Source organism: Streptomyces sp. NPDC006872 (assembly GCF_040635845.1).
Lineage (GTDB): Bacteria > Actinomycetota > Actinomycetes > Streptomycetales > Streptomycetaceae > Streptomyces.
Window position 1 is genome coordinate 439,153 of record NZ_JBEYIL010000009.1, and the last position, 24,254, is coordinate 463,406.

Below are 24,254 nucleotides of genomic sequence, written 5' to 3' on the forward strand. Positions count from 1 at the left end.
TGCGTGACGGCCTGCGCGTGACGGCCTGCGCGTGACGGCCGCCTGGGCAGGACGGCCTACGAGTGCGACCGCAGCAGCGTGCGCATCGTCCGCATGGCCACCGACAGGTTGGCCAGGTCGAACGTCTCCGAGCCCTGGATCTCGTCCAGCGTGGCCCGCGCGCGGCCCAGGATCGCCGCGTTCTTCTCCTCCCACGTCTTGAAGCGCTGCTCGGGCGTCGAGCTGCCGTTGCCGACGGCCAGGACGTCCGCGGTCACCGCCGAGTGCGCCGCGTACAGGTCCTCGCGGATGGAGGCGCGGGCCATGGACTGCCAGCGGTCCGCCCGCGGCAGCTCGATGATGCGGTCCATCAGCTGGGTGATGTGCAGCCGGTCGGCGAGGTCGTAGTAGACCTCGGCGACCTCCAGCGGATCGCGGCCCATGCGGTCGGCCACCGAGACGATGTCCAGCGCCGGGAACGCCGAGGAGAACCCGGCCACCCGGGTGGCCAGCTCGTCCGGGACCCCGGCGGCGGTCAGCTCGTCGTAGATCCGCTGCCACCACTCCAGGTCCGCGCCGCGCAGCAGCTTCGTCAGCTGCGACCACACCTGCTCGACGCGCTCGGCGAAGAAGTCGACCGTCTCGGCGAGCTGCAACGGCTGCGGCCGGTTGTTCAGCAGCCAGCGCGTGCCGCGTTCGACGAGCCGCCGCGAGTGCAGCCGGATCCGGGTCTGGACGGCGGCCTCGACCCGGTTGTCCAGGCCTTCCACCCCGTCCCACACCGGGGCCGCGCGGAAGATCGCCCGGGCCGCGGTCTGGGCCCGCACGATCTCCTCCAGCGACGCGCCGGTCTCCTCGCGCAGCCGGTGCAGATACGTCGTGCCGCCCGTGTTGACGGTGTCGTTGACCAGCACGGTCGTGGTGATCTCGCGGCGCAGCGGGTGCGCGTCGATGCCCTCGGGGAACCGCTCGCGCAGCGCCGTCGGGAAGTACGCGTGCAGCAGGCTGCGCAGGTAGTCGTCGTCGGGCAGCGAGGTCTGCAGCAGCTCGTCCGAGACCGTGATCTTCGTGTAGGCGAGCAGGACGGCCGTCTCCGGGCTGGTCAGGCCCTGGCCGGAGCCGAGGCGCTCACGGATCTGCCGGTCGGTGGGCAGGAACTCCAGCGCCCGGTCCAGATGGCCCGCCCGCACCAGGTGGCGCATGAAGCGCTGCTGGGCGTGGAGCATGTCCTTGGACTGGGCGAGCGCGTTGGCGATCGCCGTGTTCTGCGCGTAGTTGTTGCGCAGGACGAGCGCGCCGACCTCGTCGGTCATCTCCGCGAGCAGCTTGTTGCGCTGCTTGACGGTCATGTCGCCCTCGGCGACCAGCCCGTTGAGCAGGATCTTGATGTTCACCTCGTGGTCGGAGGTGTCCACGCCCGCGCTGTTGTCGATGGCGTCCGAGTTGATCCCGCCGCCGCGCAGCGCGAACTCGATCCGGCCGAGCTGGGTCAGGCCCAGGTTGCCGCCCTCGCCGACGACCTTGACGCGCAGGTCGGCGCCGTCCACCCGGATCGGGTCGTTGGCCTTGTCGCCGACGTCGGCGTTCGACTCCGTGCCGGACTTCACGTACGTGCCGATGCCGCCGTTCCACAGCAGGTCCACCGGCGCCCGCAGGATCGCCTTCATCAGGTCGGCCGGGGTCAGCTTGGCGACGCCCGCCTCGATGCCGAGGGCCTCCCGGATGTGCCCGTTGACCGGGATCGACTTCGCCGTGCGCGGGAAGACGCCGCCGCCCGTCGACAGCAGGCCGGTGTCGTAGTCGGCCCAGCTGGAGCGGGGCAGCTCGAACAGCCGGCGGCGCTCGGCGTAGGAGGTCGCCGCGTCCGGGGTCGGGTCGAGGAAGATGTGCCGGTGGTCGAAGGCGGCGACCAGACGGATGTGCTCGGAGAGCAGCATGCCGTTGCCGAACACGTCACCGGACATGTCGCCGATGCCGACGACCGTGAAGTCCTCGGCCTGCGTGTTCACGCCCAGCTCCTTGAAGTGCCGCTTCACGGACTCCCAGGCGCCGCGGGCGGTGATGCCCATGCCCTTGTGGTCGTAGCCGGCCGAGCCGCCGGAGGCGAAGGCGTCCCCGAGCCAGAAGTTGTACGACTCGGCGACCTGGTTGGCGATGTCGGAGAACGTCGCCGTGCCCTTGTCGGCCGCGACCACCAGGTAGGTGTCGTCCTCGTCGTGCCGCACGACGTCGGCCGGCGGCACGACCTCCCCGGCCACCATGTTGTCGGTGATGTCGAGCAGCGCCGAGATGAACGTCTTGTAGCTGGCGATGCCCTCGGCCAGCCACGCGTCACGGTCCACGGCCGGGTCGGGCAGCTGCTTGGCGACGAAGCCGCCCTTCGCGCCGACCGGCACGATGACGGTGTTCTTCACCATCTGCGCCTTGACCAGGCCGAGGACCTCGGTCCGGAAGTCCTCCCGCCGGTCCGACCAGCGCAGACCACCGCGCGCGACCTTCCCGAAGCGCAGGTGCACGCCCTCCACCTGCGGCGAGTACACCCAGATCTCGAACGCGGGCCGGGGCGCCGGCAGGTCCGGGATGGCCTGCGGGTCGAACTTCATCGACACGTAGTCGTGCGGCAGGCCGCCCGCGCGCTCCTGGAAGAAGTTCGTGCGCAGCGTCGCCTTGATGACCGTCAGGAACGACCGCAGGATCCGGTCCTCGTCGAGCGAGGCCACCTGGTCGAGCGCGGCGTCGAGCTCCTCCAGCAGGGCGTCGACGATCTCGTGCCCGGCGCGCTGCCGGTCCGGCGACATCCGCGCCTCGAACAACGACACCAGCAGCCGTGTCGTGTGCACGTTCGTCCGGAGGGTGTCCTCCATGTAGTCCTGGCTGAACGTGGACCCGGCCTGCCGCAGGTACTTGGCGTACGCGCGCAGCACCATCGCCTGCCGCCAGTGCAGCCCGGCGCCCAGCACCAGCGCGTTGAACCCGTCGTTCTCCGCCTTGCCGGTCCAGGTCGCGGAGAACGCCTCCTGGAACCGCTCGCGCCCGTCGTCGCCGAGGAAGTCCCCGCCGGGACCGGCGAGCGACTTGGGGATGCGCAGACCGAAGTCGTAGATCCAGGAGTTGCTGCGGTCCGCGCAGCGCAGCTCGTACGGCCGCTCGTCGATCACCTCGACGCCGAGCCGGCTCAGCACCGGCAGCACCGCCGACAGGGAGATCGCGTCGCCCTTGCGGTAGATCTTGAAGCGGCGCTCGTCGGGCGCGGCGCCCACCGGCTCGTACAGGCTGAGCGAGAAGTTCCGCTCCCCGGTGAGCCGCTCCAGATGGACCAGGTCGGCGACCGCCGCGCGCGGGGTGTGGTCGGCCTTGTAGCCCTCGGGGAAGGCGTTGTTGTAGCGCCGCAGCAGCTCGGCGGCCCGCTCCTCGCCGCACTCGGCGTTCATCGCCTCGCCGAAGGCGTCGGCCCAGGACCGGGCGGCCGCGACGAGCCGCGCCTCGATGCGGTCCTTGTCGGCGTCGGACAGCTCGGGCAGCTCGGTGCCCTGCGGGACCCGGACGACGAAGTGCAGCCTGGACAGGATCGACTCGGTGTTCCAGGCGCTGAAGTCGACGCTGGTCCCGCCGAGCTCCTCCTTCAGGATGTCGATGATCCGCAGCCGCACACCGGTCGTGTACCGGTCGCGGGGCAGGTAGACGAGCGCGGAGTAGTAGCGCCCGTACTCGTCCTGCCGCAGGTAGAGCCGCAGCCGCCGCCGCTCCTGCAGGTACAGCACGGAGGTGACGATGGCCCGCAGCTCGTCCACCGGAGTCTGGAACAGCTCGTCGCGCGGGTAGGTCTCCATGATCTGGAGCAGATCGCGCCCGTCGTGGCTGTTGGGCGAGAAGCCGGCGCCCTTCAGCACGGCCTGGACCTTGCGCCGCACGACCGGCACCCGCACCACGGACTCGGTGTAGGCGGCGGAGGAGAACAGCCCGAGGAAGCGGCGCTCGCCGACGACGTTCCCGTCGGCGTCGAACTTCTTCACCCCGACGTAGTCGAGATACGACGGCCGGTGCACGGTGGCCCGGCTGTTGGCCTTGGTCAGCACCAGCAGCTTGTGCTCGCGCGCCTTGGCCCGCGCATCGGCCGGAAGCCGCTCGAAGGACGGGCTGACGGGGTGACCGTCCCCCTCGGAGTGGTGCGGGTCGGACCGCAGGATGCCGAGCCCGGTCCCGGGGACGGCGGCGAGGCAGTCGTCGCCCCGCAGCTCGTACTCGCGGTAGCCGAGGAAGGTGAAGTGGTCGGCGGCCAGCCAGCGCAGCAGCTCACCGGCCTCGTCGATGTCGGGCCGCGCCAGATCGCCGGGCGCGGGCTCCTCCTGGAGGTGATCGGCGACCCGCAGCGCGGTGTCCCGCATCTTCTCCCAGTCCTCGACGGCCTCCCGGACGTCGGAGAGCACGCGCAGCAGGTCGTTGGTGATCTGCTTGAGGTCGGCGCGGTCGGTCTCCCGGTCGATCTCGACGTGGATCCAGGACTCGACATGCCCGTCGTGCGGAAGCTCCGCGCCGGCGGGCGGAGCATTGAGCACCTCGACGAGCTTGCCGGTCACATCGCGCCGCACGACGACCTGCGGATGGATGACGAGGTGGATCCCCCGCCCCTGCCGGGTCAGCTCGTTGGTGACGGAGTCGACGAGGAACGGCATGTCATCGGTGACGACCTCGACGACGGAATGACTGCAGGTCCACCCGTTCTCTTCGACGGTGGGCGTGTGAACCCGGACATTGGCGGTGCCCTGCGGCCGGTTCTCGGCGAGCCGGTAGTGCGAAAGCGCTGCTCCGAAGACGTCGACCGGGTCGCGGTCGCTCAGGTCCTCCTGGGCGGTGTGCAGGTAGTAGCGCTGGAGGAACGCGAGAAGGGCGTCATGGTCCGGAGCACCGGGCGTACCCGCCGCCGTACCCGGAGTGCCTGACGTGCCCTCGCCCGTCGTCCCAGTCGGTAGGTGCCCCCCGACCGGACTGTTCTCAGCGACCCGGGCCGCCCTCTCGAGCAGCTCGGCCTTGGCTTCGTCCAGCTTGGTCTGCATTGTCCTCTGACTCCTGTCGCGCGCCGTTGCGTGACGTAGAAGGAAGTACGGTCTCTTCCCCTGCGGCTCGACGCCACGGCCCGGGGTCTCCGGTCTGCTCCGACGCTATGCCGCAAGGTGAGATGAGCGGGGGCTTATCAGCCATTCTCGACACCACCAGGAGGTGTGACGCTGCTCTCCGCGTCGCTCTCTTCCCGGGTGTGTACGGCGTCCTGGGGCCCCTTGCGCCCCGGCCCCGCCCGCGCCGACCAGCGTCCGCCGCCCGGCCGCGGAGATGGTCCGCAAGCACCGGGCGCAGGGCGGAGGCGGCAACGCCCCCGCGAGATATCGCGCTGATCACGCCACTAAGGCTATCTCCCCGTACGGCTCCGCCGTCATGAGCCGTATGTGTACAAAACATGGCCACAAAGTTTGACGTTCTGCACAGGAGTGGTGCGGGGCGGGCGGGTGACGCGCGGGGGCTTCTGGGGGGGGAGGGGCAGGGCGGGGCGTGGGAGCCCTCGCCGGGGGGCCAGGGGGCAGGGGGCAGGGGGGAGCCTCCGCCGGGGGGGCGGAGCCCCGGGGGTGCAGGGGCGGAGCCCCGGGGGCTGCAGGGGACACAGTCCCCGCCCGGGTGCAGGGGCGGAGCCCCGGGAGGAGCAGGGAACGCGGTGCCCGCCGAGGTTCAGCCGCAGAGCCACCGCCGGGGTTCGGGGCGGAGCCCAGGGAGGGACAGGGGAGACGGTGCCCGTCGGGGTTCAAGGGCGGAGCCCCCGCCGGGGTGCAGGGGCGGAGCCCCGGAAGGGGTGCAGGGGACGCAGTCCCTGCACGGGTGCAGGGGCGGAGCCCCGGAAGGGGTGCAGGGGACGCAGTCCCCGCCCGGGTCCAGGGGCGGAGCCCCTGCGGGGTCGAAGGGGCGGAGCCCCTGCGGGTCGAAGGGGCGGAGCCCCTGGGATGGGACGGGTAGGGGCGGCGGGGGCGAGAAAAGTCGACGCCGACCCCCCACCGCGGGACGCTGAAAGAGCGCTCCCTCTTGGCAACCGCACCCCCAAGAGGCACGTTGCAAACGACAGCGCCCGCCCGAGAGGAGCCGCCCACCATGCCCACGAAAATCCTCATCGTCACCGGCGACGCAGCAGAGTCCCTCGAAGTCCTCTACCCCTACCAACGCCTCCACGAGGAAGGCTACGAGGTCCACATCGCCGCCCCCACCCGCAAAAAGCTTCAGTTCGTCGTCCACGACTTCGAACCCGGCTTCGACACCTACACCGAGAAGCCCGGCTACACCTGGCCCGCCGACCTCGCCTTCTCCGAGGTCGACCCCGGTCAGTACGCAGCGATCGTCATCCCCGGCGGCCGCGCCCCCGAGTACCTCCGCAACGACCCCGAACTCCGCAAGATCCTCAAGTCGTTCTTCGACGCCGACAAGCCCGTCGCCCAGATCTGCCACGGCCCCCTGCTGACCGCGGCCGCCGACGCCCTCCGCGGCCGACGCGTCACCGCGTACCCGGCCCTGGAGCTCGACATGCAGTCGGCCGGCGCCACCTTCCAGGACGCCGAGGCAGTCGTCGACGGCACCCTGGTCTCCGCCCGCGCCTGGCCCGACCACTCCGCCTGGATGCGCGAGTTCCTGACGGTGCTCCGCGCAAAGGCACCGGCAACCTGACCCGCACGAACCTGACCCGCAGTCCCCGACAGGTGCGGCGCCCGCAAGACGCCGCACCACACCGACCCACACCAGGAGCCTGAGAAACCCAGGAAACCCGAGCGAGCCCAGAAAAACCCGAGCGAACCCGACCGAACCGACGGAGTCCTACGCCGCGGCCAACCGCCCCGCGACCTCGACCGCCTCCCCCAGCGTGTCCACCACCGGCACCCCCACCCCCTCCAGGCTGGCCCGACTGTGCGACCCGCCGGTGTACAACACGGCCCGCGCCCCCACATGCAGCGCGGCGACCGCGTCGTCCGCGGCGTCCCCGATCACCACCGTGCGCCCCGGCTCGACCTCGTTCAGCGCCCGCAGGTGCCGCACCATGTGCTCGGCCTTGCTGCCCCCGGAGGGCCCGGTCCGCCCGTCGACCCGTACGAAGTGCGGCTCGATCCCGAACCCCCGGACCAGCGGCACGAGTTCCTCGTGCACGTACATGCTCAGCAGGGACTGACTGTGCCCCGCCGACCGCCACCCCGCGAGCAGCTCCACCGCGCCCTCGGTGAGCCCGCACCGCACCCGGTGCTGGGCGTAGTACCGGTGGAAGATCTCGTCCATGACCTCCCACTCGGCGTCCGTCGGCAGCCGCCCCATCAGCCGCTCGTAGAACTTCGGCACCGGCACGCAGTACAGCGCCCGGTACCGCTCCAGTGTGAGCGGCTCCAGCCCCAGCTCGGCGAATGCCGCGTTCGTCGCCCCGATGATCGCGTCGTTGTCGTTGAGCAGCGTCCCGTTCCAGTCCCAGACGATGTGCGCCGCTTCGTGCTTCCCCATGCCTGCAAACGTACCCGCCGCCACTGACAATCAAGTGAGCGAGCTCGACGCGCACTCCGCACAAGCCCGGCGCGAGCCGGACGCGAGCTTCAGTCCCCCGAACCCACCAGGCCCGGAATCTCCTGCGTGGCGAACCACAGCAGCTCGTGGTCCTCGGCCCCGTCCACGACGAACTGCGCGTCGTCGTCCCCGCCGTCCGCCGCCGCGAGCGCCTGCGCGGCCGCGCGCACGTCCGCCGCCACCTCCGCCTCCCCGGCGTCGACGTGCACCGCCGCCGCCTTGGCCAGCGTCACGACGCCGCTCACCCGCACCTCGCCCAGCGCCGCCGGATCCAGCCCGCGGTCGGGGTCCACGGCGGCCGCGCGGTCGGGTACGTCCACGGCGACCACGACCCGCCGCCGAGGGGCGCCGGGGTCCGCCGCCAGCAGTCGCAGCGAGGCGAGCGCGGCCCTGCTGAGCGCCGCGTACTCCAGCTCCTCCAGGTCCTCGGAGAGATACCACTCGCGCAACGCGGGCGTGACGGCGTACGCGACGAGCGGCCCGGACCCCAGCTCACCCGTCTTGTGCGCCTCGGCGAGACCGGGGAGGGTCAGGGGGACGTAGACACGCATGGGTGGCCGCTCTCTTCGTGGTCGCAAGGCTCGGACTCGGTGCCCCCGGGAGGGCGGTTCCGCACCTCCCTGAGGGGCTTCAGGATACGTGCGGACGTCCCCTTTCGGGTCCCTGCCCACACCCCCGCAGACGTCAACCTCGCCCCCCGGAACTCACCCGGCCGACCCCGGCAGCCCCGGGCTTTCCATACCCCGGACCACCCCTGATAGGTGAACTTCCCGGACCCCCACCACAGGCGCACCGCCCGCTTGCCGCCACGGTCGGCGACCCCGTACAAGATCCGCAACGGCAAAGTTACCGACCGGTAGACGCCGAAGCCGCCCACCGAACGGGGACCCCCATGAACAAGGTCATGACGAGGACGCAGGCCCACCCCGGCACCCGCCCTCCCGGCCGCCGCGACACCCGCCGCCCCGCAGGCGCCCCACCCCGCAACGCCAACAACGGCACCACGCCGCGCACGCCCCCGAACGGCGGCCGCCCACCCGGCACCGCCTCCCCCACCCGCGCCCGCCCCGCCGACAACCGCCCCACCACCCCCCAGCCCCTCGCCCACGCCCCCACCGTCCCCGCACAGACCCCTCGCCGCCCCCTCACCCAGCCCCGCCCCACCGACCTCTTCGCCGACCGTCTCCTGGCGGTCCTGACCGGCCAACGCCCCGTCCACTTCATGCTCCGGCACACCCTCGGCCGCGCCTACGACGACCTGGCACACCTCGCCGAACGCGGCCCGCTGCGCGCCACCGCCCACGGCGCCCGCCCCGTCGTCCGCGACATCGGCTACTACGTCCCCCGCCCCGGCGCCATCGAGGCCTTCGCCCGCATCGGGGCCGGCGACCGCCTCCGGGCGATGGCCTTCCGCCTGGAACTCGGCACGGACCGCCGCTGGCGCTGCACCGCCGTCGAACTCGACGGCCCCCGCAGGCCCCACACCCAGGACGACTGAGGCAGCCACCGCCACCTGCCACGCAGAAGGCCGGGCCACCCAAAGGTGACCCGGCCCCTCGACCCTCAAGCCGCTACACAGCCCACAGCCCCGCGGTCCACAGCGCCGCAGGCAACCGTGACCACGACCATGACGGCGACCGCGACGCCGCTACTTCTTACGACGCCGCCCGGCCTTCGCCTGCTTGCGGCGCTCCGCGCGCGTGAGACCGTCGGCCTCCGAGCGGACGGGCTCGTCGTCGTCACTCTCGAAGTCGCCCTCGATCGTGCCGCCCTCCCCGTCCACCGTCGGCGCCGAGAAGTGCAGCTGACGGCGCTGCGGAGCGTCCAGCCCCTTCGCACGGATCTCCGGACGCGAACCCGCCTGCGCCGGCACCACGTCCTGCTTCTCCATGTCGACCGGCTCGCGGTCCTCGACCTCGACCTCCTCGACCTGCTGCTCGACCTGGACCTCCAGGTTGAACAGGTAGCCGACGGACTCCTCCTTGATGCCGTCCATCATCGCGGAGAACATGTCGAAGCCCTCGCGCTGGTACTCGACCAGCGGGTCCTTCTGCGCCATCGCCCGCAGGCCGATGCCCTCCTGGAGATAGTCCATCTCGTAGAGGTGCTCACGCCACTTGCGGTCCAGCACCGACAGCACGACCCGGCGCTCCAGCTCACGCATGATCTCGGAGCCGAGGTGCGACTCCCGCGACTCGTACTGCTCGCGGATGTCGTCCTTGATGGACTCGGAGATGAACTCGGCGGTCAGACCGGCCCGGTCACCGGCCGCCTCCTCCAGCTCCTCGACGGTCACCTTCACCGGGTAGAGCTGCTTGAACGCGCCCCACAGCCGATCCAGGTCCCAGTCCTCCGGGAAGCCCTCGGCGGTCTCCGCGCCGACATACGCGTCGATCGTGTCGTCCATGAAGTGCTGGATCTGCTCCTGCAGGTCCTCACCCTCCAGGACGCGGCGCCGCTCACCGTAGATGACCTCACGCTGACGGTTGAGCACCTCGTCGTACTTCAGGACGTTCTTACGCGTCTCGAAGTTCTGCTGCTCCACCTGCGACTGCGCCGACGCGATCGCGCGCGTGACCATCTTGTTCTCGATCGGCACGTCGTCCGGCACGTTCGCCATCGACATCACGCGCTCGACCATCTGCGCCTTGAACAGCCGCATCAGGTCGTCACCCAGCGACAGGTAGAAACGGGACTCGCCCGGGTCGCCCTGACGGCCGGAACGACCGCGCAGCTGGTTGTCGATACGACGCGACTCGTGCCGCTCGGTACCGAGGACGTAGAGCCCGCCGAGGTCCTTGACCTCCTCGAACTCCGCCTTGACGGCCTTCTCGGCCTTCTCCAGAGCGGCGGGCAGCGCGGCGGCCCACTCCTCGATGTGCTCCTCGGGGTCGAGGCCGCGCTGCCGCAGCTCCGCCTCGGCGAGGTCGTCGGGATTGCCGCCGAGCTTGATGTCCGTACCACGACCGGCCATGTTGGTCGCGACCGTCACAGCGCCCTTGCGGCCGGCCTGGGCGACGATCGTCGCCTCACGGTCGTGCTGCTTCGCGTTCAGCACCTCGTGCTGGATGCCCCGCTTGGAGAGCTGCTGCGACAGGTACTCGGACTTCTCGACCGACGTCGTGCCGACGAGGATCGGCTGGCCCTTCTCGTGCTTCTCGGCGATGTCGTCGACGACCGCCTCGAACTTCGCGACCTCGGTGCGGTAGATCAGGTCCGACTGGTCCTTGCGGATCATCGCCCGGTTCGTGGGGATCGGGACCACGCCGAGCTTGTAGATCTGGTGGAACTCGGCGGCCTCGGTCATCGCCGTACCGGTCATGCCCGAGAGCTTGCTGTACAGGCGGAAGAAGTTCTGCAGGGTGATCGTGGCGAGCGTCTGGTTCTCGTCCTTGATGTCCACCCCTTCCTTCGCCTCGATCGCCTGGTGCATGCCCTCGTTGTAGCGGCGGCCCGCGAGGATACGACCCGTGTGCTCGTCGACGATCATGACCTCGCCGTCGATGACGACGTAGTCCTTGTCCTTCTTGAACAACTCCTTCGCCTTGATGGCGTTGTTCAGGTAGCCGACGAGCGGCGTGTTCACCGACTCGTAGAGGTTGTCGATCCCCAGCCAGTCCTCGACCTTGGAGACACCGGCCTCATGGATGGCGACCGTGCGCTTCTTCTCGTCGACGTCGTAGTCGCCCGTCTCCTCAAGACCCTTGAGGGGGTTGCCCACCTCGCCCTTCTTGAGGCGCGTGACCAGCTTGGCGAAGTCGCCGTACCACTTGGTGGCCTGGTCCGCCGGGCCGGAGATGATCAGCGGCGTACGGGCCTCGTCCACCAGGATCGAGTCGACCTCGTCGACGATGGCGAAGTTGTGGCCGCGCTGGACCAGCTCGTCCTGCGCCCACGCCATGTTGTCGCGCAGATAGTCGAAGCCGAACTCGTTGTTCGTGCCGTACGTGATGTCGCACAGGTACTGCTCGCGGCGCTGGGCCGGCGTCATGTTGGCCAGGATGCAGCCGACTTCCAGACCCAGGAACTTGTGGACGCGACCCATCATCTCGGAGTCGCGCTCGGCCAGATAGTCGTTGACGGTGATCAGGTGCACACCATCGCCGGACAGGGCGTTGAGATACGCCGGCAGCGTGCCGACCAGGGTCTTGCCCTCACCGGTCTTCATCTCGGCCACATAGCCGAGGTGCAGAGCGGCGCCGCCCATCATCTGGACGTCGTAGTGGCGCTGTCCGAGGACGCGCTTGGCAGCCTCGCGCACAGTGGCGAAGGCCTCGGGAAGCAGGTCGTCCAGACTCTCACCGTCGGCGTACCGCTGCTTGTACTCATCGGTGAGGGCCCGCAGCTCGGCGTCGGAGAGGTCGACGAAGTCCTCTTCGATGGAGTTGACCTGGTCCGCGATGCGGTGCAGCTTGCGCAGGATCTTGCCTTCGCCTGCACGCATGATCTTCGAGAGGACGGACACGGGGGTTGGTCTCCTTGCCGGTCGGGCCTGGGACGGTCGATTTCCATGTGACTTAACTGAGCAACGGCCATCGTATGCGAGGACCCCACCACGCCGGGAGGCCTGCCGTGACGAGGACCGCACACTGCTGCGCACGTGCTCCAAAAATCTCTTCAAACGGGACAACGGCCGGGCCCCGCCGATGGTGCCGCGCCCGCCGGACGAATTGCGCGAATTGTGATCACACGCTCACGCACCGCAAAACGATGGCGCCCACCGGACACCCGAAGCAGAATCGGCCGATGGAGCCCGAGCCCGTCACCCTCACCACCGCACGCCTCGTCCTGCGCCCCCTCGGCCCCCAGGACGCCGACGCCGTGTACACCGCCGCCCAGGACCCCGACATCCAGCGCTGGACCACGATCCCCTCCCCCTACCTCCCCGAACACGCCCAGAACTTCACCGAGCTGCTCGCCCCGGAGGGCTGGACGACCGGCTCGATGTTCACCTTCGGCGTCTTCCTCCCCGACGGAAGCCTCACCGGCCTCCTCAGCCTCACCATGCGCTCCCTGGGCACCGCCGAGGTCGGCTTCTGGACCGCCAAGGAACACCGAGGCCACGGCTACACCACCGAGGCCACCCGCACCGCCTCCCGCTGGGCCTTCACCACCCTCCGCGTCGACCGCGTCGAATGGCGGGCGGAAATCGGCAACACGGCCTCCCGCGCGGTCGCCGAGAACGCCGGCTTCACCCTCGAAGGCACCCTGCGCTCGGCCATCAACAACAAGGGCGTACGAAGAGACTGCTGGCTGGCCTCCCTGCTCCCCTCGGACCTGGGACTCCCCTCGACCGCGCCCTACCTGCCGGCCCCCACCGGCCCCTGAGACCCGCCCCACCGGTCCCCGACCCCACAGACCCCCAGCTCAACCCCCGTTGTCAGACCCACCCCCTATCGTGCGAGCCATGACGACCCCGCGCCCCGCCACCGCGCTCTCCGCAGACGAAGCCCGCCGCATCGCCCTACGGGCGCAGGGCTTCCTCGGCACGCCCGACCGCAAAGCCGGCGTCCGCGGCGTCCTCCGCCACCTCGGCGCCGTCCAGCTCGACACCATCTCCGTCCTCGCCCGCTCCCACGAGCTGATCCCCTACGCCCGCCTGGGAGCCGTCGGCCGCAAGACCGTCGAGAACTCCTACTGGCAGGACACGCACGCCTTCGAGTACTGGTCGCACGCCGCGTGCATCCTCCCCATCGAGGAATGGCCCCACTTCGCCTTCCGCCGCCGCGCCTACCGCAACCGCCCGCACTGGAACCACGGCCTCCCCGAAGGCACCTACGACCAGGTCGTCAAACAGCTCCGCGCCGAAGGCCCCCTCACCGCCACCGACCTGGGCGGAGCCAAGAAGACCAGCGAATGGTGGGACTGGTCCGGCACCAAGGTCGCCGTGGAACGCGCGCTGATGTACGGCGAGGTGGTCTGCGTCGAGCGCCGCGGCTGGAAGCGCGTCTACGACCTCGCCGAACGCGCCGTACCCGCCGCCCTGCTGCACGACGAGCTGGACGACACCGAGTGCCTGCGCCGCCTCGTCCGCCTGGCCGGCCAGTCCCTCGGCGTGGGCACGCGCGCGGACATCGCCGACTACCACCGCCTCAAGGGCGAACAGGTCGACGCGGTGATCGCCGACTCGGGCCTGGTCCCGGTCACGGTCGAAGGCTGGGGCAAGCCCGCCTGGGCCGACCCGACGGCCCTGGAGACACCCCCGCGCGGCCGCCACCGCACCACGCTCCTGTCCCCCTTCGACTCCCTGGTCTGGGAACGAGCACGCACCGAGCGGATCTTCGGCTTCACCCACCGCCTGGAGGCCTACGTCCCCAAACCGAAGCGGGTGTACGGCTACTTCGCGATGCCGGTCCTGGCCGGCGGACGGCTAGTCGGCCGCGTGGACCCGGCCCGCGAGGGCCGCACCCTCGTCGCCAGACAGGTCACCCTGGACGGCCCCAAGGCGGTCCCGGCCGTGGCACAGGCCCTCATCGAGGCCGCGACCTGGGTGGACTGCACGGACGTACGCGTGGAGCGCGTGGACGCCCCCGACCTGCGCGAGCCCCTCACCAGAGAACTGGCCCGCGCACTGGCCTGACCAGGCCACCGCGGCAGGTCACTGGATCTCGAGGATCTTCTCCCGCATCGCGTACACCACCGCCTCCATCCTGGAGTGCAGCTGCAGCTTCTCCAGGATGTTGCGCACATGGTTCTTCACGGTGTTCTCGGAGATGAACAACTCCTTGGCGATGTCACGGTTGTTCATCCCCGTGGCCACCAGCTTGAGCACCTCCAGCTCCCGGTCCGTCAGCCGCGGCGCGGGCACGAGCCGACGCTCGTCCGTCCGCTGGATCATCGACTTGAACTCGGTGAGCAGCTTCGACGCCATGGACGGGCTGATCTGCGACTGCCCGTCGGCCACCGCGCGGATCGCGGTGGCGACCTCGTCCGTGGAGATCTCCTTGAGGAGATAGCCGGTCGCACCCGCCTTGATCGCCTCGTAGAGGTCGGCCTCCTCATCGCTGATCGTCAGCATGATGATCTTCGCGCTGGGGGCCACCTCCTTGATGGAGGTGCACGCCTCGATACCACCGCGCTTGGGCATCCGCACATCCATCAGCACGATGTCCGGCAGCAGGTCGGCCGCCTTGTCCACGGCCTCCGCGCCGTCCCCCGCCTCACCGACGACCTGGATGTCCTCCTCGGCCGCGAGCACGATCTCCAGTCCTCGGCGGAACAGGGCGTGGTCGTCCACGACAAGGACTCTGATCGGCTCCTTGCGCGCAGTGCCCTCGTCCGGGCCCATGCCGACGACGCCGTCGCCGGCCCCCTCGTCCCGCATCGGTCCGAAGCTGTCCGCCATCGTTCCTCCCCCTGAAGGCTGTGGCCGTGGTCCTGAGCCATCGCCAACCCAAGGCAACGGCCCACCGGTTGAGCCGCCCTGCCATGATTCCATGCCCGACCGACAACGCGATGACAGAGCGATGTCCCAAGGGGTCGCACGAGGGTGCCCCTGGGGGCGCACACGCGCTTCCAGGGGCACACCGCTCAGCTGTCACCAGGGCAAGGTCTCAGCTGTCACCGGGCGGCGTCAGCCGCCCAGAGCGCCACCCGCCTCGGGTGAATGCGCCTGAGCCACCATCGGGTCGGTGTCGAGGTAGATCACGCCGTAGTCGTAGGCGTGCCGCCGGTAGACGACGCTGGGCTGCTTCGTCTCGGAGTCGACGAACAGGTAGAAGTCGTGTCCGACCAGTTCCATCTCGTAGAGGGCCTGGTCAAGGGTCATCGGGGCAGCCACGTGCGTCTTCTCGCGGACCACGAGGGGGCCGTCGCCCTGCACCTCGAGCGAGCCGATCTTCCTGGTCGGCACGCTGTCCGACTCACCGGCCGGGACGGGACGGCCGTTGCCGTTGAGCGTCGCCACGCCCGGAACGTGGTCGGGAACCTCTGCCGCGGAGAGCCTGCGGGCGCCGCGGCGCGTGTATCGCTTGTCGTGCTGCTTGCGCAGCTGGGCGTCCAGCTTCTCCGCCGCCAGGTCGAGTGCCGCATACGGGTCGTTGGCCGCCGCCTCCGCCCGGATCACAGGACCGCGGGAACGCAGAGTGATCTCCACTCGGTCACACCGGTCGGCCTGTCGGGGGTTGGGCTCCTTGGACACCTCGACGTCGAGGCTGATCACCTTGCCGTCGAGCTTCTGGATCTTCTCCAGGTTCAGCTTCTCGGCCACGTGCTTGCGGAACCGCTCGGGCACCTCGGTCTTGCGGCCCTTGACGACGATGTCCACGCAGAACTCCGTTCCCGGATCACTCCGCTTCGACGGCGGAGCATCTCCCTTTTGCACCAGGCCCCGGTGAGCACCGGAACCTCTGACTCGGTGACTTCCACCTCCTCCTCCCCCATGGGCGAGATCTACACCCCAGATGCTGCGGAAGATTACGAAAACCGCAGCACGGCATTCGGATATGAGAGGTGTGGCCTGCGGCTTTCCCTCACAACCGAACATATCTCGCCCGGACGGATGTCGTCACCCTCTACTGCCGCGTACCTCCATCCAGGTGAATTGGCCCTCTCATTACCTGCAACGACGCAAGTTCTCACTCAGTTCCGGTTTAGTTCGAAAGACCCCGGCGACGCCGCGACCACGGCCGCGCAGAGCACGTCACCGCCACCGCCCACGCCCGCCGACACCCCGCCCACGCCTCCCTCACCTGCTCCGGACGGCTCCACCGCCCTGTCCGCACGACCAGCTCCGCCTTCTCCGTCTTCCCGAGTGACACCGCCGTACACAGCCGCTGCAGCACCTCCACCCTGCGCCGCTCCCTCCTCCACCCACTCCCCACCTTCCACCCGTCCCACCCGTTCCGCTCGCCCAGCCCGCCCAACCCGCTGAGCCCGCTCCACCGCCGTCGCCGACCGCACCGCGCGCGCCGCCTCCGCCAGCGAAGCACCCGTGGTGACCAGGTCGTCGACGAGCACCACCGGACCACCGCACAACACCCGCGCGCCCCCGGACACCACCCCCAGCGCGCCCACCAGGTTGTCCAGCCGCTGCCGGGAGTCGAGCCCCGCCTGATCGACCACGGCCCGCCGCTGCCGCAGCACCGCGGCCACCCGCGCAGGCACCCCGGCCCGCCGCAACTCACCGGCCGCCGCGAGCGCGATCCGCCGCGCCGGATCATGGCCACGCGCGCGTACGGCGGCGCGGGCGGACGGGACGGGGACGAGCAGTACGCCTTCGGGGGGCTGGGGCCCCTCCCCCACCCCCACCCCCTCCCCCGCCTCCCTCACCCCCGCCCGCACAGCCCCCGCCAGCGCCGCGCCCAGCGGTCGCGTGAGCGCCAGCGCGCCGCGTTCCTTGTGGGCCAGCAGCACCGCCCGTACCTCGTCCGCGTATCGGGCCGCCGCGTGCACGGCGGGCAGCCCCGGCGGTTCCAGCACGGGCCGCACCCGGAACGGCACGGCCCCGCCCAGCGCCGCTCGGCACTGCGGGCAGAGCACCGTACGTGCACTTCCGCAGCCTCCGCACGCGGCGGGCAGCACCAGGCCGGCGAGTTCCTGCCACCACATGCGAACGCCTTCCACGTCGATCACTCTGCCAACGTCCGAAGCGGCCTGCCAGCCCTGTGGAAAACCGTCCGGAACTCCGTCGACGCCCTGTGGAAAACTCGCGCGAAGGCAGGCAGAAAGGTTCAGGCGGAAAGCAGATCCAAAGGACTTCGCCCTGGAATGCCAGGAACAGCCGGGAGAGCCGGAACAGCCGGGAGGGAAAAGATCACCCCGGGTAAAACGCGACCGACGCGGTCTCCTTCAGCGTCCGCCAGCCGCTGCCGCCGGGCAGCCACAGCAGTCCGTCCTTGGAGGTCGCGAAGAGCGGGGTGTCGCTGTCCTCGGAAGCGGCGATGCTCGTGACCTCGGTGAGGCCGGGAAGCGTGGCCGCCTCGGGGATCGAGCCGTCGCACTGCACGTACTGCACCTGCTCCACGCCGCCGGACTCGCGCCCGACCACCACGAGCCGGCTGTCCCCGGCCCACGACATGGCCGTGACCTGTTCCAACTCCGGTGTCGCGGAGCGCAGTTCCTGGACCGACATGGACGGCGGCTCGCCGCTGCCCTGGCTGCGCTCGATCCGTCCGATGAGCAGGGACTGCTTGCCGCCCTTGTCCACGACGAGCGCGATCCGCACCCCGTCGGCGGCCACGCGCACGGCGTTGATACGGCCGTCCAGACCCGGCGTGAGCACCTCCAGCGGCTGGCCGCCGCCCTTCTCGAGCAGCAGCAGGCGGGGGTCCTCGGGGTCGCGGTCGGCCACCCACAGGTTGCCCTGGGCGTCCCAGCTGGGGGTGGTGAGCCGGTCGGCCTCCGTCTTGCCCTTGCTCTGCAGCACGGGGTCGCCGATGGAACTGCCCGACACGGTGGAGGTGACGTAGAGCGTCTTGCCGTCGAGGGCGACTCCGGCGGCGCTGTGTTCGTCGCGGGCCACGGCGACCGAGCTGAGCGCCTTGGCGCCGTCGCCGAGCGCTCCGGGTACGGGGACGGCCTTGGCGTTGTCGCTGCTGCTGCCGCTCGAAATGCGTTCGAGGCGGTGCTGGCCGTCGATGAAGTACAGGTAGTCGGGGTCGGTCTCCGAGCCGCGCGCGGCGACGGCCGTGGCCCGTTCCTCGGTGAGGGAGCACAGCTGTGTGCCGCCTGCGCGCAGTGCGATCTCGTCGACGGTGGGGGTCAGGCTCTGCAGGGAGAACAGCAGCTGGGCGGCCATCTCGTCGCACTTGCCCTGTCCGATGTCGGCGGCCTTGTCGTTCAGCGGCACGGTGAGCTTGTTCTGGTCGTCGGGCGTCAGCGAGGTGACGCCCTTGGGCAGCGTGGTTCCCGTCGGGAAGCCGGATCTGACGACGTGGCGCAGCCAGCTGGTGGGTCCGTTGAGCACGGACCGCACCACCTGCGTCATGGGGTCGACCCGTTCACGCACGTAGACGGGGTCGGCGACGGCCATGGGCTGGCCGGAGCTGTCGGCCGCGGTGTTGGAGGCGAAGTAGTACTTGTTGACGGACACGTAGTTGCGCTGGAAGTCCGACTTGCCCATGACGACGCCCGGGGGGAGGGCGTCGATGCGCCACTGCCCGGTCTTCTTGTCGCGGGTGAGGTGGACCGTCTGCCCGTATCGGCCCGAGGCGGGCGTGTAGGACTGTTGGGCGTCGACGGTGGCGACTCTCGTGCCGGTCAGGACGAACGAGTAGTCGTCGCCGTCCTCCCGGCCTCCGGCGGGTCCGGCCTCGGTCGCCGGGCCGTCCGCCAGGACCGTCGTGGACCGTTCCGGCTCCCACTTCTGGGCGACTTTCTCGGTCAGGTACTGCCGTGCCGTCGAGTAGCCCGGGTCGTCGCTGGTGAGCGCTTCGAGGAAGCCCTGGACGATCTCCGAGGGCGGTGCGTCGTCGCGGGGCGGCATCGCGAACACCCGTACCTGGGTGTCCTGGCGCTGGGTGGCTTCGACGTCGCGCAGATCCCCGCTGTCGGGCATCGAGGCGCACCCCGCCAGCAGTACGACGCCGCCGGCGGCGTAGGCCACCACGCGCCCCGGCGTGCGCCGGGTTCCCCCCTCGCGCTGCTCAGCGCCCACGAAATGCCTCCCCATGCTCGTCCGCGCCCCGCGCCCCGGCGCCTGGCCGGTCCGCAGTCCCCCTCGGCGCCGCGTCACCGGCGTCGTCTGTGTCACCCGTGTCAGCGGTTCCCGCCCGCTCGGTTCGCTCCGGCCGCTCCGGCCGCTCCCGCTGCTGCGGGCCCTCGTCGCCTGCCGTCGTCCCGGCGGCGGGCGTCTCGTCCTGCCGTCGTCCGCCGTTCGTGCCCGAGGCGGGCCGCGGCACCACGCGCGCGCCGTTGCCGGGCAGCGCCGTCGGGTCGGCCGTGGGGGCGACGGAGGCGATCCTGGGCGTGAGCGGGGTCCGGGCGGCCGACAGCTGCTCGGCGGCGGGCTGCACCGGCACGGTCGCGCTCTTCTCGCCTCCGCCGCGCGGCAGACCGGCCTCGTCGAGTTCCCCGCGGTTGCGGCGGGAGTCCTTGGGCTCGAGCGGTATCGGTGAGCCCCGCAGCGGCTCGTCGGCGGTCCTGGGCAGCGTCAGCCGGAACTGTGAGCCGCCGCCGGGCTCTCCCCAGGCCTGCAGCCAGCCGCCGTGCAGTCGCGCGTCCTCCAGAGCGATGGACAGCCCCAGGCCGGTTCCGCCGGTGGTACGCGCGCGTGCCGGGTCGGCGCGCCAGAACCGGCTGAAGACGCGGGTGGCCTCGCCGGGTTTGAGCCCGACGCCGTAGTCGCGCACGGCGATGGCGACGGCCCCGCCCGCGGCGGCCAGTTTGACGATGACGTCCTTGCCCTCGCCGTGTTCCACGGCGTTGACCACGAGGTTGCGCAGCACCCGCTCCACCCGCCGGGCGTCGGCCTCGGCGACGACGGGCTGCTGGTCGCCGATGACGCGTACGTTCGTCCCCTTGCGTTCGGCGAGCGGCGCGGCCCCGCTGACGACCCGCCGCACGACCTCCCTGAGGTCGATCGGTTCGGCCTCCAGGGCGGCGGCGCCGGCGTCGAAGCGGCTGATCTCCAGCAGGTCGGCGAGGAGCGTCTCGAACCGGTCGAGCTGGTCGGCGAGCAGTTCCGCGGACCGTGCGGTGATGGGGTCGAAGTCGACCCGTGCGTCGTGGATGACGTCGGCGGCCATGCGGACGGTCGTCAGCGGGGTCCGCAGCTCGTGCGAGACGTCGGAGACGAACCGCCGTTGCATCCGCGACAGGTCCTCCAGTTGTTGGATCTTCAGCTGGAGGTTCTGCGCCATCTTGTTGAAGGCCTCGCCGAGGCGTGCGATGTCGTCCTCGCCGGTGACCTTCATGCGTTCCTGCAGCCGCCCGGCGGACAGCCGCTCGGCGATCCCGGCGGCCATCCGCACGGGCGTGACGACCTGCCGCACGACGAGCCAGGCGATGGCCCCGAGGAGTACGACGACGAAGAGCCCGGCGGTCGCCAGCGTCCCCTTGACCAGGCTCAGCGACTTCTCCTCCTGCGTGAGCGGGAAGAGGTAGTACAGCTCGTAGGTGTCGCCGTTGGGGTCGTTGACCTGCTTGCCGATGACGAGGGCCGGCTGGGAGTCCTTGTCGCTGAGGTAGATGATGCGGGAGTAGCTCTGGACCGCGCCGGTGCTGGTGTTGACCCGCGCGCGGAGGTTCTCCGGGACGCTCTTGTTGGGGTCGACGAAGCCGGAGGCGCGCGGCCCGCGGCCGCCGGCGGTGTCGTCGCCGGGGGGCAGGGTGACCACGTCGAAGGCGCCCTGGCCGCCGCTGGACAGCGACAGCACGAGTTCGCTCATCCATTCGATGACGTTCTGCGAGGCGCGGCCGTTCGCGGGGGTTCCGTCGTCGGCGACGGCGCTGGCGGCCTCGTCGGCCTTCTGCTTGGCCACGGCGAACCCGCCGGTGGCCTGGCTCTGGGACGCCTTGACCTTGGCGTCCAGCAGCCCGTTGCGGACCTGCCCGATGACGACGAAGCCGAGCAGCAGGACGACGCCCAGCGACATCAGCAGCGTGGTGGCGACGACCTTGAGCTGGATGTTGCGCCGCCACAGCCGCATGACGGGCAGCAGCGGCCGGCGCACCAAGCGCAGCAGCAGCCTCAGGACGGGGCTGCCCTGCACCCCGCCCTGCAGCAGTCCGCCTTCGAGGAGGCGGGCGAAGCGTGAACCCGGCGTCTTACGGCCGACAGGCCGCTGCGGACGGGCCCCGGACCGGCCGGGAGCCGAAGCGGCACTGTCCCCGGACATGTCAGCTGGGTCCTGCCTTGTATCCGACGCCACGTACGGTCACCACGATCTCGGGCCGCTCCGGGTCCTTCTCGACCTTGGAGCGCAGCCGCTGTACATGCACATTGACCAGGCGGGTGTCCGCCGCGTGCCGGTAGCCCCATACCTGCTCGAGGAGCACCTCGCGGGTGAACACCTGCCAGGGCTTGCGGGCGAGCGCGACCAGCAGGTCGAACTCCAACGGGGTCAGCGCGATCGACTGCCCGTCCCGCTTCACGGAGTGACCGGCCACGTCGATGACGAGGTCGCCTATGGCGAGCTGTTCCGGTGCGGGCTCCTCCGACCTCCGCAGCCGCGCCCGGATCCGGGCGACCAGCTCCTTCGGCTTGAACGGCTTCACGATGTAGTCGTCGGCGCCGGACTCCAGCCCGACGACCACGTCCACGGTGTCGCTCTTGGCCGTGAGCATCACGATCGGCACTCCGGACTCCGCCCTGATCAGGCGGCACACCTCGATGCCGTCCCGGCCGGGCAGCATCAGGTCCAGCAGCACCAGATCGGGCTTCGCCTCACGGAACGCAGCCAGCGCCTTGTCGCCGTCGGCTACGAAAGACGGCTCAAAACCTTCACCACGCAGCACAATGCCGAGCATCTCGGCCAGTGCGGTGTCGTCGTCGACGACAAGGACTCGTCCCTTCATAAACGACATCATCCCATTCTCATAACGGTGAAGGTTGTGCAGGTGAGCAGGGTCACCGACCAGTGACGATAGTCGTACGGGACCGTCACTGTCTGCCCCGGTCCCCCGACGTCGATGTCGGCACGGGTGTCAGCGGCGATCTCAGCGGCGCAACTCGCTGCTGTGCGGCCCCTTCCAGTGGTGGGATACGCCGTATGAGTGACCCGTTGCGCGACCGCATCCAGGAGTACTACGCCACCGTCCCCCTCCTCTTCGCCGACGCCGAGGACTTCGGCCCGCTGCGTCTGTTCGTCCGCAAGGAGCCGGGCGCTCCGTACTACGGCGGCCCGGGTCACGCCCAGCCCACCGCGGAGGGCGCGGCCTCCGTCGGCGCCGCCGACATCGCCAGGGTGCGGGCCCGGCAGCGTGAGCTCGGTGTGCCGGAGGCGTTCGAATGGCTGGCCGAGTCGGCACCGGAGCTTCGTCCCCTCATCGAGGCCGCGGGCCTGAAGGTGCTGCGCCGCCCGCTGATGGCCCTCCCGCCGCACCACACCCTCCTTCCACAACCCGTGCCGGACGGCGTGACGCTGCGCGCGCTGACCGCGGACGACCCCGTCCTGCCCGCCGCCCTCGCCCTCCCCCGCCTGGCCTTCGCCCAGGAGCCCCGCCCCGCGACGGGCCCGACGGACCACCTGCCGGACCGCACGAAGCTGTCGCGGCTGGCCGCGGAGCTGACCGAGGACGGCACGGTGGCCACCGTGCGCCCCACGCTCCGAGCCAGGCACAAGACGCTCCTCGCCGCCCTCGCCCCGGACGGCACCCCCCTGGCCACCGGCCACTACCACCCGGCGACCGGCACCACCGAGATCGGCGGCATCGGCACTCTCCCCTCCGCCCGCCGTCAGGGCCTGGCCGCCGCCGTGACAGCGGCCCTGGTCACCCACGCCCGCGCCCACGGCGTCGACACGGTCTTCCTCGCCTACGCCGAGGACACCGTCGCCCGCATCTACGCCCGCCTGGGCTTCCGCCCCACAGGCACCACCCTCCTGATCGCCGGCCAACCCGCACGCTCATGAGCCGGACCTCCGGCCCGGGCCGCCGACCGACGGGCGGTCAGATCCGGCCCGAGTCCTGGCGCGCCCTGCCGCACAGCTCGGCAAGCGCGGCAGCCGTCACGGGCGAGACCGCGCCTTCCTCCGTGACGATCGCCGTCACCAACTCGGGCGGCGTCACGTCGAACGCCGGGTTGTACGCCTGAGTCCCCAACGGTGCCACCGCCGTCCCTCCTCCCGCTCCCGTCACCGGCGCCTGGGGCGACATGACCTCCGTGACCTCGTACCCGGGACGCTGCTCCACCTCGATCGACGCGCCGTCCGGCGTCTGCGGATCCACCGTCGTCACCGGCGCCACCACGATGAACGGCACATGGTGGTACCGGGCGAGCACCGCGAGCGGATAACTCCCCACCTTGTTCGCCACCGATCCGTCGGCCGCGATCCGGTCCGCCCCGATCAGCACCGCGTCCACCTCTCCCGCCGCGAAGAGCGAGCCCGCCGCGTTGTCCGTCAGCAAGGTGTACGCCATGCCGTTGCGCGCCGCCTCGTACGCCGTGAGCCGGGCTCCCTGCAACAGCGGACGCGTCTCGTCCACCCACAGCCGCCGAAGCCGCCCCGCCCGGTGCGCGGCGAGCGCCACCGCGAACGCCGTCCCCTCCCCGCCCGACACCAGCGACCCGGTGTTGCAGTGCGTGAGGACCCGGTGCCCGCCGCCCGGCAGCAGCTCGTCGAGCAGCGCCAGCCCGTGCCCGGCCATCCGGACACTGGCCTCGGCGTCCTCCCGGTGCAGCCGCCGCGCCGCGGCCAACGCGGCCCGCGCCCCCTGCCCCGGATCACCGCCCTCGGCGAGCGCCGCCCGGTACGCGGCCCGGGCCCGGCGCACCCCGACGGACAGATTCACCGCGGTGGGCCGGGCGCCCGCCAGCGCGTTCGCGGCCTCGTCCACGTCGAATCCGCGCGCGGCGGCGAGCGCGACGCCGTACGCCCCGGCGATCCCGAGCAGCGGCGCCCCGCGTACAGCCAGCGAGCGGATCGCCTCCACCAGCACAGACGCGTCCGTACACACCAGTTCGACTTCCTCGACCGGCAGTCTCGTCTGGTCGAGAAGAACCAGTACAGGACCCTCGGGCGGTTCCTCCCAACGGATCGCGGGTATCCCGGTCGGCCGCTTGTCCTCGCCGGATTGCGCGTACTGATCAGCCATGTCGT

Annotated in this window: 16 protein-coding genes; 5 read left to right on the forward strand and 11 right to left on the reverse strand. The window is 70.8% G+C overall.

Features of this window, described 5'->3' with window-relative positions; translation table 11 throughout:
- Nucleotides 1-56 precede the first annotated feature (56 nt).
- Entirely contained in the window at nt 57-5,033 is a 4,977-nt protein-coding gene (locus tag ABZ725_RS27945) for an NAD-glutamate dehydrogenase (RefSeq protein ID WP_358805281.1), read from the reverse strand.
- Nucleotides 5,034-6,111: 1,078 nt separating this feature from the next.
- Here ABZ725_RS27945 and ABZ725_RS27950 point away from each other — a divergent pair.
- Complete coding sequence (locus ABZ725_RS27950; RefSeq protein ID WP_351919158.1) at nt 6,112-6,678, forward strand: DJ-1/PfpI family protein; 567 nt, start codon at nt 6,112-6,114, stop codon at nt 6,676-6,678.
- A gap of 147 nt (nt 6,679-6,825) precedes the next feature.
- Here the strand turns inward: ABZ725_RS27950 and ABZ725_RS27955 are convergent, their stop codons facing one another.
- Entirely contained in the window at nt 6,826-7,494 is a 669-nt protein-coding gene (locus tag ABZ725_RS27955; RefSeq protein WP_358805282.1) for an HAD family hydrolase, read from the reverse strand.
- 89 nt (nt 7,495-7,583) lie between these two features.
- A complete protein-coding gene (locus tag ABZ725_RS27960) occupies nt 7,584-8,105 on the reverse strand; it encodes a hypothetical protein (protein WP_351919161.1) in 522 nt (173 codons plus the stop codon).
- Between the two features lie 341 nt (nt 8,106-8,446).
- Between ABZ725_RS27960 and ABZ725_RS27965 the strand changes: the two genes are divergently transcribed.
- On the forward strand, nt 8,447-9,052 hold the full coding sequence (locus ABZ725_RS27965) for an Rv3235 family protein (protein ID WP_358805283.1): 606 nt from the start codon (nt 8,447-8,449) through the stop codon (nt 9,050-9,052).
- Between the two features lie 150 nt (nt 9,053-9,202).
- Here the strand turns inward: ABZ725_RS27965 and secA are convergent, their stop codons facing one another.
- A complete protein-coding gene (gene secA / locus ABZ725_RS27970) occupies nt 9,203-12,019 on the reverse strand; it encodes a preprotein translocase subunit SecA (protein ID WP_351919165.1) in 2,817 nt (938 codons plus the stop codon).
- A 281-nt stretch (nt 12,020-12,300) separates the two neighbouring features.
- On the opposite strand from secA, the gene ABZ725_RS27975 reads away from it, so the two are divergent.
- Nucleotides 12,301-12,882 (forward strand): GNAT family N-acetyltransferase, encoded by a 582-nt coding sequence (locus tag ABZ725_RS27975; RefSeq protein ID WP_351919167.1) that lies wholly within the window; start codon nt 12,301-12,303, stop codon nt 12,880-12,882.
- A gap of 79 nt (nt 12,883-12,961) precedes the next feature.
- Complete coding sequence (locus ABZ725_RS27980; RefSeq protein WP_358805284.1) at nt 12,962-14,134, forward strand: crosslink repair DNA glycosylase YcaQ family protein; 1,173 nt, start codon at nt 12,962-12,964, stop codon at nt 14,132-14,134.
- Between the two features lie 18 nt (nt 14,135-14,152).
- Here ABZ725_RS27980 and ABZ725_RS27985 read toward each other — a convergent pair whose 3' ends face one another.
- From ABZ725_RS27985 to mtrA, 6 genes are all read right to left on the reverse strand, one after another.
- The gene (locus tag ABZ725_RS27985; protein ID WP_358805285.1) at nt 14,153-14,899 is read right to left on the reverse strand and encodes a response regulator transcription factor; all 747 of its coding nucleotides are present in this window, start codon (nt 14,897-14,899) and stop codon (nt 14,153-14,155) included.
- 228 nt (nt 14,900-15,127) lie between these two features.
- Nucleotides 15,128-15,820 carry a ribosome-associated translation inhibitor RaiA gene (gene raiA, locus ABZ725_RS27990; protein WP_351919172.1) on the reverse strand — a complete coding sequence of 231 codons (693 nt, stop codon included), beginning with the start codon at nt 15,818-15,820 and terminating at the stop codon, nt 15,128-15,130.
- 314 nt (nt 15,821-16,134) lie between these two features.
- On the reverse strand, nt 16,135-17,103 hold the full coding sequence (locus ABZ725_RS27995; protein WP_358805321.1) for a ComF family protein: 969 nt from the start codon (nt 17,101-17,103) through the stop codon (nt 16,135-16,137).
- A gap of 205 nt (nt 17,104-17,308) precedes the next feature.
- A complete protein-coding gene (locus ABZ725_RS28000) occupies nt 17,309-19,150 on the reverse strand; it encodes an LpqB family beta-propeller domain-containing protein (protein WP_358805286.1) in 1,842 nt (613 codons plus the stop codon).
- Nucleotides 19,140-21,332 carry an MtrAB system histidine kinase MtrB gene (gene mtrB, locus ABZ725_RS28005; RefSeq protein ID WP_358805287.1) on the reverse strand — a complete coding sequence of 731 codons (2,193 nt, stop codon included), beginning with the start codon at nt 21,330-21,332 and terminating at the stop codon, nt 19,140-19,142. Before mtrB ends, ABZ725_RS28000 begins: the two co-directional genes overlap by 11 nt.
- A gap of 1 nt (nt 21,333) precedes the next feature.
- Nucleotides 21,334-22,023 carry a two-component system response regulator MtrA gene (gene mtrA, locus ABZ725_RS28010; RefSeq protein ID WP_187283109.1) on the reverse strand — a complete coding sequence of 230 codons (690 nt, stop codon included), beginning with the start codon at nt 22,021-22,023 and terminating at the stop codon, nt 21,334-21,336.
- Nucleotides 22,024-22,205: 182 nt separating this feature from the next.
- Here mtrA and ABZ725_RS28015 point away from each other — a divergent pair, with 182 nt between their 5' ends.
- A complete protein-coding gene (locus ABZ725_RS28015; protein WP_358805288.1) occupies nt 22,206-23,066 on the forward strand; it encodes a GNAT family N-acetyltransferase in 861 nt (286 codons plus the stop codon).
- 37 nt (nt 23,067-23,103) lie between these two features.
- On the opposite strand, the gene mtnA is transcribed toward ABZ725_RS28015, so the two are convergent.
- The gene (mtnA, locus tag ABZ725_RS28020) at nt 23,104-24,249 is read right to left on the reverse strand and encodes an S-methyl-5-thioribose-1-phosphate isomerase (protein WP_358805289.1); all 1,146 of its coding nucleotides are present in this window, start codon (nt 24,247-24,249) and stop codon (nt 23,104-23,106) included.
- Nucleotides 24,250-24,254: the final 5 nt, after the last annotated feature.